This window comes from Variovorax sp. BGA-UO-ETr-C22, assembly GCF_059567965.1.
This window is the reverse complement of the sequence record NZ_JCAQPA010000010.1, coordinates 1,157,509-1,173,387: the sequence shown is the minus strand read 5'-3', so window position 1 is coordinate 1,173,387 and position 15,879 is coordinate 1,157,509. Positions and strand designations below refer to the sequence as shown.

Below are 15,879 nucleotides of genomic sequence, written 5' to 3'. Positions count from 1 at the left end.
GGTGACGGGCACTGGAAGTGCTGGACGACGAGGGCGCCGTGCAGGGGCCGCTGAAGAACGGCGACACCACCGACGACAACAAGCCCGAGTTCAAGGGCAAGGCCGAGCCGGGCGCGACCGTGAACGTGTACGACAACGGCACGCTGCTGGGCAGCGCGCTGGTCGACGGCAATGGCGACTGGAGCTTCACGCCCCCCACGCCGCTGGCGAACGGTTCGCACGCGCTCACCACCGAGGTGGTGGACCCGGCGGGCAACTCGAGTGGCCACAGCGATCCGCTGAACCTGATCGTGGACACCATCCCTGGTGAGCTGCGGATCAGCACGCTGGTGGACGACCAGGGCACCGTGAAGGGTCCCATCGCAACCAATGGCATCACCGACGATGCACGCCCCGAGATCCAGGGCACGGGCAAGGCCGGCAGCACCGTGAAGGTGTACGACGGCGCGACCCTGCTGGGCGAAACCGTGGTCAAGGCCGACGGTTCGTGGACCTTCACGCCCACGGCCGATCTGGGCCAGGGCGCGCACGCCATCACGGCCACGGCCACCGACAAGGCCGGCAACCCGAGCGGGCCGACCCAGGCGTTCAACTTCACGGTGGACACCGTGCCACCGGCCGCGCCGAGCATCGACGCCGCGGCAGACGACGTGGGCGCCAAGCAAGGTGCATTGGTCAACGGCGGCGTGACGGACGACCCGTCCCCGACGCTGTCGGGCAAGGCCGAAGCGGGCAGCACCGTGACCGTGTACGACAACAACGCCAAGCTGGGCACGGCCGTGGCCGATGCCAACGGCAACTGGGTGTACACGCCCACCACGCCACTGGCAGAGGGCGAACACAAGTTCACCGTCACCGCCACCGACAAGGCCGGCAACACGAGCGTGCCTTCGGCCGAGTTCGTGGTGACCACCGACTACACGCCACCTGACGCCAGCAAGCTGGCCATCACCGGCGTGGCCGATGACGTGGGCGGCGTGCAGGGCAACGTCGCTTCGGGTTCGACGACGGACGACAGCCGCCCGGTCATCAGCGGCACCGGCACGGCCGGCGACACCATCGTCGTGATGGTCAAGGACAGCACGGGCACCCACAAGCTGGGCGAAGCGACCGTGGGCGCCGACGGCAAGTGGGCGCTGCAGCTGACCACGCCGCTGCTGGAAGGCAGCAACGAGTTCACCGCGATCGAGGTCGATCCGGCGGGCAATGCGACCGTGCCGAGCGCGCCCTACACCGTGATCCTGGACAGCGTGCCGCCGAGCGAGCCGGTGATCCAGAACGTGCAGGACGATGCAGGCCCGAAGACGGGCATGCTGCAAAAGGGCGACGTCACCGACGACGCCAAGCCAACCATCATCGGCACGGCGCAAGCCGGCACCACCGTCAAGATCTACGACAACGGCACCCAGATCGGCGAGGTCGTGGCCGACGCTGGCGGCAAGTGGAGCTTCACGCCAGGCACGAACCTGGCCGACGGCGCGCACAACATCACCGCGACGGCCACCAACCCCGTGGGCCAGACCAGCAAGCCCACCGGCATCTGGAACTTCGTGGTCGACACCGTGCCTCCGGTCCCGGTCACGGGCCAGGAAGCACTGGACGACGTGGGTGCGGTGCAAGGTCCGCTCAAGAGCGGTGACACCACCGATGACAACAAACCCGAGTTCAAGGGCAAGGCCGAACCGGGCGCGACCGTGAACCTGTACGACGGCGACAAGAAAATCGGTGAAGCCGTGGCTGACGAAAACGGCAACTGGAGCATCACGCCCACCGAACCGCTGGGCGACGGTGCGCACTCGCTGAGCACCGAGGTCGTCGACCCCGCTGGCAACTCCAGCGGCAAGGGTCCGGCGCTGGACATCAACGTGGACACCAAGAAGGTGGAAGTCTCGATCAGCAAGCTGGTGGACGATCAGGGCACCGTGACGGGCGCCATTGCCGCCAACGGCACGACCGACGACAAGCGTCCCGAGATCCAGGGCACGGGCAAGGCCGGCAGCACCATCAAGGTGTACGACGGCGCCACGCTGCTGGGCGAGACCGTGGTCAAGGCCGACAACTCGTGGAGCTTCACGCCCACGGTCGACCTGGGTGAAGGCGCGCATGCCATCACCGCCACGGCCACCGACAAGGCGGGCAACACGAGCCAGCCGACCCAGGCGTTCAACTTCACGGTGGACTCCGTCGCACCGACCGCACCGACCATCGAATCGGTCACGGACGACGTGGGCGCCAAGCAGGAGCCGCTGGTCAGCGGCGGCGTGACGGACGACCCGTCCCCGACACTGACCGGCAAGGCCGAAGCGGGCAGCACCGTGGTCATCAAGGACAACGGCGCCGTGCTCGGCCAGGTCACGGCCGATGCCGAAGGTAAGTGGAGCTTCACGCCCACCACGCCGCTGCCGGAAGGCGAACACAAGTTCACCGTCACCGCCACCGACAAGGCGGGCAACACGAGCGCGCCTTCGGCCGAGTTCGTGGTGACCACCGACTACACGCCGCCGGACGCCAGCAAGCTGGCCATCACGGGCGTGGAAGACGACGTGGGCGGCATCACGGGCAACGTGGCCTCGGGCGCGACGACCGACGACAGCCGTCCGGTCATCAGCGGCACCGGCACGGCCGGCGACACCATCATCGTGACGGTCAAGGACAGCACGGGCAGCCGTGAGCTGGGCCGCGCGACCGTGGGCGCCGACGGCAAGTGGACGCTGCAAGTGAGCACGCCGCTGCTGGAAGGCAGCAACGAGTTCACCGCGATCGAAATGGACCCGGCGGGCAACCAGACCGCGCCGAGCGCTTCGTACACCGTGATCCTGGACAGCGTGCCGCCGAGCGTGCCCGTGATCCAGAACGTGCAGGACGACGTGGGCGTGGTGCACATGCTGCAAAAGGGCGAAGTCACCGACGACGCCAAGCCGACCATCATCGGCACGGCGCAGGCCGGCAACACCATCAAGGTCTACGACGGCGCCACGCTGCTGGGCCAGGTCGTGGCCGATGCGTCGGGCAAGTGGAGCTTCACGCCCGAGACCGCGCTGGCCGACGGCCCGCACGATATCACCGCGACGGCCACGAACTCCGTGGGCCAGACCAGCGACGCCACCGGCATCTGGAACTTCGTGGTCGACACCGCGCCTCCGGGCCCGGTGACGGGTCTCGAGGTGCTGGACGACGTGGGTGCCAAGACGGGGCCGCTCGCCAATGGCGACACCACCGACGACACCAAGCCCACCTTCAACGGCAAGGCCGAGCCGGGCGCGACCGTGAAGGTCTACGACAACGGCACGCTGCTGGGCAGCGCGCTGGTCGACGCCAACGGCGACTGGACGTTCACGCCGACCACGCCGCTGGCGAACGGTTCGCATGCGCTCACCACCGAGGTGGTGGACCCCGCGGGCAACTCGAGCGGTCAAAGCGCTCCGTTGAACCTGATCGTGGACATCATCCCTGGCACGTTGGAGATCAGCGCGCTGGTGGACGACCAGGGTGCCATCAAGGGCGGCATCGTGCTCAACGGCACGACCGACGACACGCGCCCTGAAATCCAGGGCACGGGCAAGGCCGGCAGCACCGTGAAGGTGTACGACGGTTCGACCCTGCTGGGCCAGACCGTGGTCAAGGCCGACGGTTCGTGGACCTTCACGCCCACGGTCGACCTGGGCCAGGGCGCGCACGCCATCACCGCCACCGCCACCGACCTGGCGGGCAACACGGGCACGCCGACCTCGGTCTTCGGCTTCACCGTGGACACCGTGCCCCCGATGGCGCCGAGCATCGATGCGGCGGCAGACGACGTGGGCGCCAAGCAGGGTGCATTGGTCAACGGCGGCGTGACGGACGACCCGTCGCCCACGCTCTCGGGCAAGGCCGAAGCCGGCAGCACCGTGACCATCAACGACAACGGCGCCAAGCTGGGCACGGTCGTGGCCGACGCCAACGGCAACTGGGTGTACACGCCCACCACGCCGCTGGCAGAGGGCGAACACAAGTTCACCGTCAGCGCCACCGACAAGGCCGGCAACACGAGCACGCCTTCGGCCGAGTTCGTGCTGACCACCGACTACACGCCGCCCGCGGCTTCGGTCGCGACGCTGAGCGACGACGCCGGCGAGATCAAGGGGCCGATCACCAGCGGCACCGTGACCGACGACGACACCCCGACCTATGCGGGCAAGACCGAGCCGAACGCCACCGTCACCATCTATGACGACGGCAAGGAAATCGGCAAGGTGCAGGCCAACGCCACGGGCGACTGGAGCTTCACGCCCGAAACGCCGCTGGCGCCGGGCGCGCACAGCTTCAGCAACGCCGTGACCGACGTGGCCGGCAACGTGGGCCAGCCGGGCGCGGCCATCGACTTCACCGTCGATGTGCAACCCGCGACCGTCAGCATCGCCGGCGCGACCGACAACGCCGGTGACATCCTCGGCGAGATCGCCAAGGGCGGCGTCACCGACGACGCCACCCCGACCCTGCACGGCAAGGCCACCCCGGGCGGCACCGTGAAGGTGTACGACGGCACCACCGTGCTGGGCTCGGTCGTGGCCGACGCCAACGGCGACTGGAGTTTCACACCATCCACCGCGCTGCGCGAAGGCGCGTACGAACTGAGCGCCACCGTGACCACGGCGGCGCACGGCGAGAGCGCGAAGACGGCGGTGTTCGACTTCACCGTCGACTTCACCGCGCCGGGCGCGCCGACCATCGTGGCGGTGCTCGACGACGTGGGCAGCCTTACCACCAACGTGGTGCAGGGCGGCGTCACCGACGACACCCGGCCGCAGTTCAAGGGCAAGGCCGAAGCCAACGCGACCGTGAAGGTCTACGACGGCGCCACCCTGCTGGGCGAGACCACGGCCAACGCCGCGGGCGACTGGAGCTTCACGCCGGCCACGGCGCTGGGCCACGGCGCGCACAACGTGACCGTGACCGCTACGGACGCCGCAGGCAACGTGAGCGTGCCCTCGGCCGCGTTCGACTTCACCGTCGACGCGACGCCGCCGGCCAAGCCGACCATCGTGTCGGTGGTCGACGACGTGGGCAGCATCCAGGGCGAGGTGACGCTGAACGGCGTCATCGACGACCCGCGCCCCGACTTCGCGGGCAAGGCCGAGCCCAACAGCACTGTGGTCATCTATGACAAGGGTGTGGAGGTCAAGCGCGTGCCTGTCGATGCGTCGGGCAACTGGACCTGGACGCCGACGACGGCGCTGAACAACGGCGTGCACACCATCACCGTGAAGGCCGTCGACCAGGCGGGCAACGCGAGCGCGCCGTCGGATGCCTTCGGCTTCACGGTGTCCACCACGCCGCCGCCCAAGCCGACCATCGTGTCGGTGTACGACAACGTGGGCGGCGAGCAGGGCGACCTGTACAGCGGCGACTTCACCGACGATTCCCTGCCCCTGGTCACGGGCAAGGCCGAGGCCAACAGCACCGTCATCGTCTTCAACAACGGCGTGGAGGTGACGCGCTTGCAGTCTGATGCGTCGGGCAACTGGACGTACACGCCGGCCACCCCGCTGGCCGACGGCGGCCACAGCATCAGCGCGATCGTGATCAACAAGGCGGGTGTTTCCAGCGTGCCTTCGGCGGCGTTCGGGTTCACGGTGGACACGACGCCACCGACAGCGCCAACCATCGTGTCGGTGATCGACGACGTGGAGGCCATGACGGGCGCTATCACCAGTGGCGCCGCCACCAACGACGCCACGCCGACCTTCAGTGGCAAGGCTGAAGCGAACAGCACCGTGGCCATCTACGACAAGACCGTGGAGATCGACCGTGTGCAGGCCAATGCATCGGGCGACTGGACGTACACGCCGGCCACGGCGTTGGCTGAAGGGGCGCACAGCATCACGGTGGCAGGGATGGACAAGGCGGGCAACGCAAGCGCGCAGTCTGGTTCGTTCGACCTCACGGTGGACACGCTGTCACCGTCGCTTGGATCGCCAAGTGGCGTTTATGCGTTTTATGGCGTGGATGGTATGGGAGGCGGAATGCAGTTCTACACCTATTTCCGCCCGGAAAATAATCTTGCCGTAGGAGACTTCGCCGTAGTCAAGTTCAGGGGAAAAATTCATTACTTTGAACTGACGTCGGAAGATATCGACAGCCTTAGCTTCCTGGATAACTCCCAGGAGTTGCGTTGGCTACTCGATGGGACCCCTGTCGAGTTTGCTTATGCCGATGCGCAGGGCAACATGACGAAATTCGTCACCATCTCTTACACGCAGGGGGATACTTTCTACCCCGCTTCCACCTTTGATCTTTCCCTGGAAGAGGCGGCAGCAGACGACAACGGTGTTGGCAGCCCAGCCCAAGCCTATACCGAGAGCGACGACGCGCTCATCGCCAGGCTCGGCTTCGCCGACCGCCTCGAAGGCGGCACCGGCAACGACACCTTCACGAAGGTGGGCACGGGCGACACGGTGCATGGCGGTGCGGGCGACGACGTCATCCGCGTCAACAGCGGCGACTTCGAACGCATCGACGGCGGCCTGGGTGTCGACACCCTGGTGATGGACGGCAAGGCGATGCACATCGACCTGTCGGCCCTCGGCCTGAAGGTGCAGGGCGTGGAGAAGTTCGACCTGGGCGCGGGCGGCAACACGCTGGCGCTGAGCACGCACGACGTGCTGGCCGGCGGTGCGCGCGACATGGTTGTGGCCGACGGCAAGGTGCAGATGCTGGTCAACGGCGCCAACGGCGACGTGAACCTGCTCGGCGGCGACGACGGCTGGACGCAGGGCGGCAACGCCACGGTGGGCGGTGTGACGTACAGCGTCTACACCAACCTGGCCGGCACCGCCGAGCTGCTGGTCGAGGACAAGGTCCACGTGACCATCCTGTAAGGCCGCTGGTCGGTCACGCGGCGCAACCACAGCGCCGCGCATGACGCGGCAGCTGCCGGTGCGGCTGCCGCGTTTTTCTTTTTTACCTGTGCCGTTGTCGACGACTTTGTGCGCGATTTCGGCACCGACCTACGCCTTCGTACCCGGCTTTCAGATTCGTCCGATGGCCCGGCCCGACGGCGATTTCTAGAGTAGGTCACCCCTCAAAACGCTGGATCGCGCTGCGCTTATTTCGCGTGCCGATCCGGTCTTCCTTTCCCATTTCAGAGCATAGGAATCCCATGACATTCGAACAGACGAACGTCACCCCCCACGCGAACATCGCCTCCGCCCTGAGCGCAGGCGCATCGACCTTCGCGCCCCTTCCTCCTTCGGTGGGCGGCGCCGCCGACGACGCCGGCGACATCCTGGGCAGCATCGCCCCCGGCGGCGTCACCGACGACCGCCAACCCGAATTCCGCGGCCAGGGCACGCCCGGTGACACCATCGTCATCCGTGACAACGGCACCGAGATCGGCACCACCGAAGTCGCCGAAGACGGCACCTGGACCTTCACCCCATCGACCGACCTGCTCGAAGGCCTGCACGCCATCACCATCGTCGCGCGCGACAGCACCGGCAACGAGAGCGCGCCTTCGCCCGCGTTCAATTTCGAGATCGACGTGACCCCGCCCGACGCCAGCCGACTGGCCATCACGGGCGTCGCCGACAACGTGGGCGGCGTCACCGGCAACGTGGCCTCCGGTGCCACCACCGACGACACGCATCCGCTGCTCAGCGGCTACAGCACCGGCGTGCCCGGCCACACGGTCACCGTGATGGTCAGGGATGCCGCCGGCACCCGCGAACTGGGCCAGGCCACCATCGGCGAAAACGGCCAATGGACTTTCCAGGTAGACACCCCGCTGGCAGCCGGCCCGAACACCTTCACGCTCGTGGAGCGCGATGCTGCCGGCAACGAGACCATGCCGACCGGGCGCTACACCGTCAACGTCGTCACCGACAAGCCGAGCGCACCCGTGATCGAGAGCGTGTTCGACGATGTGGGCACGCCGCACATGCTGCAACCCGGCGAAGCCACCGACGACGCGAGGCCGACCCTGGCGGGCACGGCGCAGGCGAACCACACGGTCAAGTTCTATGACGGCAGCACCTTGCTGGGCCAGGTCGTGGCCGACGCCTCGGGCAAGTGGAGCTTCACGCCCCCGACCAGCCTGACCGATGGCGCGCACGGCATCACCGCCACCTCCACCAGCCCGCTGGGCCAGACCAGCGAGGCCAGCGGCAGCTGGAACTTCGTGGTGGACACGACGCCGCCGGCCAAGCCGACGATCGTGTCGGTGGTCGATGACGTGGGCCCGGTGACCGGAAACGTGAGCAAGGACGGGTTCACCAACGACACCAAGCCGGCGCTTTCGGGCAAGGCCGAGGCCAACAGCACCGTGGTCATCTACGACAACGGCGTCGAGCTCGCCAAGGTGACGGCCAATGCCTCGGGCGACTGGACCTTTACGCCGGCCACGGCACTGAGCCAGGGCGCGCACAACATCACCGTGGTGGCTGTGGACAAGGCGGGCAACACCAGCGTGGCGTCGGACGCGTTCGGCTTCACGGTGGACACGCTGGCACCGGTCAAGCCGACCATCGTGTCGGTGGTCGACGACGTGGCCCCGGTGACCGGCAACGTGAGCAAGGACGGGTTCACCAACGACACTCGGCCGGCGCTCTCGGGCAAGGCCGAGGCCAACAGCACCGTGGTCATCTACGACAAGGGCGTCGAACTCACCAAGGTGACGGCCAATGCCTCGGGCGACTGGACCTGGACGCCGGCCACGGCACTGAGCCAGGGCGCGCACAGCATCACCGTGACGGCCGTGGACAAGGCGGGCAACACCAGCGCGACGTCGGATGCGTTCGGCTTCACCGTGGACACGGTGGCGCCGACGCAGACGGCCACGGTCTCGGTCATTGGCAAGGACAGCGGCTTCAGCGAAGCCGACTACCTGACCAATGACGGCAGCGCCGGGCGCCTGCTGCAGGGCAAGCTGTCCGCTGCGCTCGGTGCGGGCGAGACCCTGCAGGTCTCCACCGATGGCGGCGTGACCTGGAAGGCGGCCTTCGTTTCGGGCATCGCCTGGAGTGCGCAGGACGACAGCAGCCACGCAGGCAACTGGACGGTGCAGACGCAGGTGGTGGACGCCGCCGGCAACGTGGGCGCGGTGCAATCGCAGGCGATGGCGCTGGACGCTGCGGCGCCTGTGGCGCCGACCAAGGTGGTCCAGGTCGGCACCGACCTGGAGGTGCAGTTCAACGCCGCCAACGTGGCCGCGGGCCACAAGATCAGCCTGAAACTGGGCGGCGACTATTACGAGTACACGCTGACCGCGGCCGACATTGCGGCAGGAAAGGCGTTGATCACCAATCCCGCGATGATCAAGTTCAATGATCTTCCCTCGGGAGCGGTGGGGCTGTCGTTGACGACTGGCGATGTGACCATCACCTCCTCTTCCGAGATGAAGATCACTGGCGGCACTCTGGACGGCCGCGTTCTCATGCCTGGTGGGAGCAATGCCAACTTCACGACAAGCTATCAGTTCTCGAGTGGAAAGAGCGCGGTCTCCTTCTTCATGTACGGCCACAACGGCACGGGCGACATCAAGTTCTATGACGTGTCGGGCAATCTTCTGGGATCTCTCCCGGCGGCAGCTGGCAACTGGCAGAAGTTTTCCTTTGAAGCGCCAGCCGGAAAAACGATCGGCCATTTCGTCGTGACGGCGATCGGCGATCTGGAGGGGCATTGGATCGACAACTTGAGCGCCCTCCCGCCTCTGCCCGACATCTCCGCGGCCATGGTCGACCCGGCCGGCAATGCATCGCAGTACTGGACCAGCGCAGGACTGAAGGACCCCGCGGCATCACAAACCCTCACCGCTGCATCGGTGGGCACCGTGCATGGCGGCTCGGGCAACAACGAGTTCGTCGTGTCCGACGTCAAGCACCTGGCCGACTCGGCGATCTCCGGCAACGGCGGTACCGACACGCTCAAGCTGACCGGCGCCAACCAGCTGCTGGACCTGATTGCGCTCGGCCACAAGGTCAGCTCGGTGGAAATCATCGACATCACCGGCACGGGCAACAACACGCTCGCCCTGTCGCTGGCCGACGTGATGGAAAACGGCGCCATGAACCAGTTCGTGACCAACGGCCGCGTGCAGATGATGGTCAAGGGCAATGCCGGCGACAAGGTCTCGCTGATGGACGTGCTGCCCAACGGCACCGACCCGGGCGATTGGGTCAAGGGCGCCAACGTCACCGTCGGCGGCGTGGTCTACGAGGTGTACCAGCACTCCGGCTTCAAGGCCGACCTGCTGGTGCAGCAAGGCGTGGCGGTCACGCTGCAGATCAGCATCGACCAGGTGATGGACGATGCGGGTGCGATCACCGGCCCCATTGCAAACGGCGGCTTCACCGACGACACCACCCCGACGCTGACGGGCAAGGCCATCGCGGGCGGCACCGTGAAGATCTATGACGGCAACACCTTGCTGGGCCAGGCCGTGGTCAACGCGAGTGGCAACTGGAGCTACACGCCGGACACGCCGCTGGGCGAAGGCCTGCACAGCCTGCGTGCCAGCGTGACGCCGGCGGGCGGCAGCGAAAGCGCCAGGACCGCTGCGTTCGATCTGACGGTCGACCGTACCGCACCGACCAAGCCGACCATCGTGTCGGTGATGGACGACGTGGGCAGCGTGGTGGGCAAGGTGGCGCTCAACGGCACCACCGACGACGCGCGCCCCGACTTCACGGGCAAGGCCGAGGCCAACAGCACCGTGGTCATCTACGACAAGGGCGTGAAGCTCATGCAGGTGCAGGCCGATGCGTCGGGCAACTGGAGCTGGACACCGGCAACGGCCTTGGGCAATGGCGTGCACACCATCACGGTGACGGCGGTGGACAAGGCGGGCAACGCCAGCGTGGCGTCGGATGCCTTCGGCTTCACGGTGGCCACCACGCCGCCGGGCAAGCCGACCATCGTGTCGGTGATCGACGACGTGGAGGCCATCACAGGCGCCATTGCCAGCGGCACCACCACCAACGACGCCAAGCCGACCTTCAGCGGCAAGGCCGATGCGAACGGCACCGTGATCATCTACGACAACGGCGTGGAGATCGACCGCGTGCAGGCCAACGCCTCGGGCAACTGGACCTACACGCCGGCCAAGGCGCTGGGCGAAGGTGCGCACAGCATCACGGTGGCGGGGGCGGACCAGGCGGGCAACACGAGTGCGCCCTCGGGTGCGTTCGAGTTCACGGTGGATACGGCACCGCCGGTTCTTGCCCAGGGCGGCATCTATCTGTCGTACGCCCACTTGTGGTACTGGTGGGCCCTCGACATTCCAGTCGCTGAGAATCCCGGGGTCAAGGACGCGGCTCGGGTCGTCATTCGCTACGTCGAAAACAACATCGAGAAGGACTACTACCTCCAGGTCACCGAGGGCCACAGGGATGGAACGATCACCAGCGTGTGGCGGGACCTCCCCATCCCGGCGGGAATCCCGATCAAGGTGGCGTTCGAAGATGCGGCGGGCAACCTGACGGCTTTTGTCTCCGTCCCCGTCAACAAGACCAGTCACTTCTGGGCCTACCCCGCCGGCACCTTCGGTGTCTTCGAACCTGTGGAGATGACGGACGACAACATCATCGACAGCCCGGCCCAGGTCTACACCGAAAGCGACGAGACGTTCATCGCCAAACTCGGCTTCGCCGACCGCCTCGCAGGCGGCGCGGGCAACGACACCTTCATGAAGGTGGGCACGGGCGACACGGTGCATGGCGGTGCGGGCGACGACGTCATCCGCGTCCACAGCGGCGACTTCGCCCACATCGACGGCGGCCTGGGCATCGACACCCTGGTGATGCACGGCAAGGCGATGCACATCGACTTGTCGGCCCTCGGCCCGAAGGTGCAGGGCGTGGAGAAGTTCGACCTCGGGTCGGGCGGCAACACGCTGGCGCTGAGCACGCACGACGTGCTGGCCGGTGGCGCGCACGACATGGTCGTGGCCGACGGCAAGGTGCAGATGCTGGTCAACGGCGCCAATGGCGAAGTCGACCTGCTCGGCGGCACCCACGGCGACGACGGCTGGACCCAGGGCAGCAATGCCACGGTGGGCGGCGTGACGTACCACGTCTACACCAACCTGGCCGGCACGGCCGAGTTGCTGGTCGAGGACAAGGTCCACGTGACCATCCTTTAAGCCGACGGGGCCCGTCGCCCGGCCGGTGAATGCGCGTGGCAGCCGATGGCTGCCAGGCGCTGCTGGCTGGCCGTGGCGTCGAGGTCCCACTTTTTTCTCATTCATTTTTCATGCGTGCCCCCGTACGGGGCACCCGGAGCCATTCATGTCCTCGTTGCTTCCTTCGACTTTTCTTTTCTCCTACCGCGGCGTCCGCGCCGCCGCACTCCTGGCACTGGGCGTGCTGGCGGCGACCGCGGCGCAGGCCCAGCAACCGCAGAAGCAGGGCGCTGCTGCGGTCCGCCAGGGGCCGGTCTACCGTGCCGTGCCCGCTGCAGCGGCCGACCAGGCCCAGGTGATCTTCTTTCGCCCCGTCAGCACCTCGGCCGCCGGCCAGCGCCCCGGTGCGGCGCACGTGTACGTGAACGGCGAGTTCCACGCCGCGCTGCTGCCCAACAGCTTCACGCGCCTGTGCGTGGCCCCGGGCAACCACTCGGTCGAGGCCTACCTCGGCGATGCGCCCACCTACGAAGGCAAGTCGCAGCCCCGCACGCGCGCCGAGCTCGAGGGCGGCAAGACGGTGTTCGTGGCCGTGTCGGAACAGGACGGCTCGGGCTCGCCCGTGCCCTACCGCCGCGCCGATGCCGAACGCATGCTGGCGGGCGCGCACGAACAGCGCCACGTGATCAGCCGCGCGAGCACGGTCGAGCGTTGCCGGGAGCCGGTGGCCGCGGTGCAGCCGGTGGAAAAGGCCCGCTACACGCTCAACACCGACACGCTGTTCGCGTTCGGCCGCTCCGACCTCGCCGCGATGACGCAGAAGGGCCGCACGGCACTGGCCGACGTGGCTGCGCAGATCCGCGCGAATTCGCTGGAAGGCGTGACGCGCATCGCAGTGCGCGGCCATGCCGATCCGATCGGCTCGGCGCCCGAGAACCTGCGCCTGTCGGAGCAGCGCGCACAGACGGTGCGCCGCGTGCTGGCCGACGAAGGCCTGCCGGCGGACCGCATCGCGGCCGAAGGCATGGGCAGCGTCGAGACGGTGGTGTCGTGCGTGGCCAACCGCTCGCGCGACGCCCGCATTGCGTGCAACGCCCCCAACCGCCGTGTCGAGGTGGTGGTGCAGGGCGTGAAGTAAGTCGCGTAAGTCGCACCGCGCGGCGGGCATTCCGGCGCTGCGTGCGCCGCGGGGCGTTGCCCCTTGCCCGCAGCGGCAGGGACAACGCCCCTTTTGGCGTGCATGCGGCCCGCAGTTTCGGACGAGTCCGATGGATTGTTCACGGGCCCATTTGTAAAGTCCTTGGCATGGGAACGGCGCCTGCCGCGCGGTTCCCACGTCGAGATCCCCCGCTGCCGAGGCGCATGCGGGGCCCCTGCGAATTCCTTGTCAGTGCAATGCCATGAAAGTCCGATGCCATGGGGCAGGGACGGGTGTTGCCCCGATGTTTCACACCACCGGCATCCACGGCCCCGCCGCGCTGCCACAGGCCTGCCAACGGGCGAAGAGAAAAGAGAACCACATGGCTGCAGTGATCGCGCATGACGCCGTACCCGGCGTACCGGGAGCCCCCGGCAACGAGGCGTCGCCGATGGCGATGGTGGCGGAAGAGCGCGACACGCTGCTGCGCGCCGTGCACTGGCTGTGCGCGCACCACGGTCGCACGTTGAGCGAGGCCGCGCTGCAGGCGGGCCTGCCGCGCGAGATGCGCCTGTCGCCCACGCTGGCGGTGCGCATCCTGGAGCAGGCGGGCATCGGCGCAGGCTGGGTCAAGCGCGAGGTGGGCGATTTGCTCTCGTACCTGTTCCCCGTGGTGGCGCTGCGCAAGGAAGGCGGCGCGTGTGTCATCACTGGCCGCAACGGCCAGGGCGACAAGGCCACCTACGACGTGATCCTGCCGGAAGCCGGCACGGGCACCGTGACGCTCAACGTGCAGGAGATGGCTGCGCTGTACGGCGGCCACGCGCTGCTGGCCAAGCCGCACGCGCAGTTGGACGACCGCGCCGGCCCCGAGGCCGAGGAGTCGGAAGGGCACTGGCTGTTTTCCACGCTGTGGCGCTACCGGCGCTACTACGCGAGCGCGGCGCTGGCGGCGCTGCTGATCAACATCCTCACGCTGGCGAGCACCTTCTTCACGATGAACGTGTACGACCGCGTGGTGCCCAACCAGGCGTATGTCACGCTGTGGTCGCTGGCCATCGGCGTGGTGTTTGCGATGGTGTTCGAGTTCAGCGCGCGCCACGTGCGCTCGCACCTGGTGGACATGGCGGGCAAGAAGGCCGACCTGATCCTGGGCTCGATGCTGTTTCGCAAGCTGCTGTCCACGCGCATGGAGCACAAGCCGCAGTCGTCGGGCTCGTCGGCCAACCAGCTGCGCGAGTTCGAGTCGGTGCGCGACTTCGTGACCTCGGCCACGATCTCGACGCTGTCCGACCTGCCGTTCTGCCTGCTGTTCGTGGGCATCATCTTCATGATCGGCGGGCCGCTGGCGCTGGTGCCGCTGCTGTCGATTCCGCTCATCATCCTCATCAGCGTGGCCATCCAGTGGCCGCTGGCCAAGGTGATGCAGGAGAACCTGCGCGAGGGTTCGCTCAAGCAGGGCCTGCTCATCGAATCGATCGAAGGCATCGAGTCGCTCAAGGCCGCGCGCGGCGAGGGCGTGATGCAGCAGAAGTGGGAAAACTTCAGCGCGCTCGCGGCCACCAGTTCGATGAAGTCGCGCAAGCTCTCGAGCATGGCGGTGAACCTCGTCACGCTGATCCAGCAGGTGCAGACCGTGGTGCTGGTGGTGTGGGGCGTTTACCTCATCCATGCGGGCGAGTTCACGATGGGCGCGCTGTTCGGCACGGTGATCCTGGCCGGGCGCTCGACCTCGCCGCTGGCGGCGGTGGTGGGCCTGGCGGTGCGCTACCAGCAGGCCAAGACGGCGCTGACCTCGCTCAACCAGGTGATGGCCAAGCCGGCCGACCGCGTGGCGGAGCGCCGCTACCTGGCCAAGCCGGTGTTCAACGGCCACGTCACGCTCAAGAAGATCAACTTTGCCTACCCCGCGCCGCCCATGCAGCCGGCACCGCCGGTGCTGCAGGACGTGAGCCTGGCGATCAAGGCGGGCGAACGCATCGCCATCCTGGGCAATATCGGTTGCGGCAAGTCGACGCTGCTGCGCGTGATGGCCGCGATGTACCAGCCCGGCGCCGGGCAGGTGCTGCTCGACGGCGTCGACGTGGGCCAGATCGACCCGGCCGACGTGCGCGCCGCCGTGGGCCTGCTGAGCCAGGACGCGCGCCTGTTCCACGGCACGCTGCGCGACAACGTGACCATCGGCCACCCCTCGGCCACCACGGAAGAGTTTCTGCACGTGGCGCGCATCACCGGCATCGACGCGATTGCGGCGCGCCATCCGCGCGGCTACGACATGCCCATCGGCGAGGGCGGCCACGGCCTGTCGGGTGGGCAGCGCCAGCTGGTGGCGCTCGCGCGCTGCCTGCTGCTGCGCCCGCGCATCCTGCTGATGGACGAGCCCACCAGCTCGATGGACCTGCAGACCGAGCACGAATTCCTGCGCCGCATGGCGCACGTCACGCAGGGCCAGACCCTGGTCGTGGCCACGCACCGGCTGTCGGTGCTCGACCTGGTCGATCGCATCGTCGTGATGGACGGCGACGGCAAGGTGTTTCTCGACGGACCGAAAGACGCCGTGCTGGCGCGCCTGCGCGGCGCGGCCGGCAATGAACCGAACGAACAACCGGTGCCCGCGTGAGCGCGCACCCGATGCAAGGAAACGATG

Annotated in this window: 5 protein-coding genes; all 5 read left to right on the top strand. The window is 67.6% G+C overall.

Going from position 1 to position 15,879, the window contains the following annotated elements; genetic code table 11:
- Nucleotides 1–17: 17 nt before the first annotated feature.
- The 5 genes from AC57B8_RS18865 (at nt 18) to AC57B8_RS18845 (ending at nt 15,852) form a co-directional block, all read left to right on the top strand.
- On the top strand, nt 18–6,857 hold the full coding sequence (locus AC57B8_RS18865) for an Ig-like domain-containing protein (protein ID WP_496480408.1): 6,840 nt from the start codon (nt 18–20) through the stop codon (nt 6,855–6,857).
- Between the two features lie 40 nt (nt 6,858–6,897).
- Nucleotides 6,898–7,047 carry a hypothetical protein gene (locus AC57B8_RS18860; RefSeq protein ID WP_496480407.1) on the top strand — a complete coding sequence of 50 codons (150 nt, stop codon included), beginning with the start codon at nt 6,898–6,900 and terminating at the stop codon, nt 7,045–7,047.
- Between the two features lie 91 nt (nt 7,048–7,138).
- Complete coding sequence (locus AC57B8_RS18855; protein ID WP_496480406.1) at nt 7,139–12,115, top strand: Ig-like domain-containing protein; 4,977 nt, start codon at nt 7,139–7,141, stop codon at nt 12,113–12,115.
- A 145-nt stretch (nt 12,116–12,260) separates the two neighbouring features.
- A complete protein-coding gene (locus AC57B8_RS18850; protein ID WP_496480405.1) occupies nt 12,261–13,232 on the top strand; it encodes an OmpA family protein in 972 nt (323 codons plus the stop codon).
- Nucleotides 13,233–13,614: 382 nt separating this feature from the next.
- Nucleotides 13,615–15,852, top strand: a complete 2,238-nt coding sequence (locus tag AC57B8_RS18845; RefSeq protein ID WP_496480404.1) for a type I secretion system permease/ATPase — start codon at nt 13,615–13,617, stop codon at nt 15,850–15,852.
- The last annotated feature ends 27 nt before the right edge of the window (nt 15,853–15,879 follow it).

Excerpts from the sequence above, each read along its gene's own strand:
- AC57B8_RS18850 (WP_496480405.1), top strand. The coding sequence starts at position 12,261 with ATGTCCTCGTTGCTTCCTTCGACTTTTCTTTTCTCCTACCGCGGCGTC.
- AC57B8_RS18860 (WP_496480407.1), top strand. The coding sequence starts at position 6,898 with ATGACGCGGCAGCTGCCGGTGCGGCTGCCGCGTTTTTCTTTTTTACCT.
- AC57B8_RS18855 (WP_496480406.1), top strand. The coding sequence starts at position 7,139 with ATGACATTCGAACAGACGAACGTCACCCCCCACGCGAACATCGCCTCC.
- AC57B8_RS18845 (WP_496480404.1), top strand. The coding sequence starts at position 13,615 with ATGGCTGCAGTGATCGCGCATGACGCCGTACCCGGCGTACCGGGAGCC.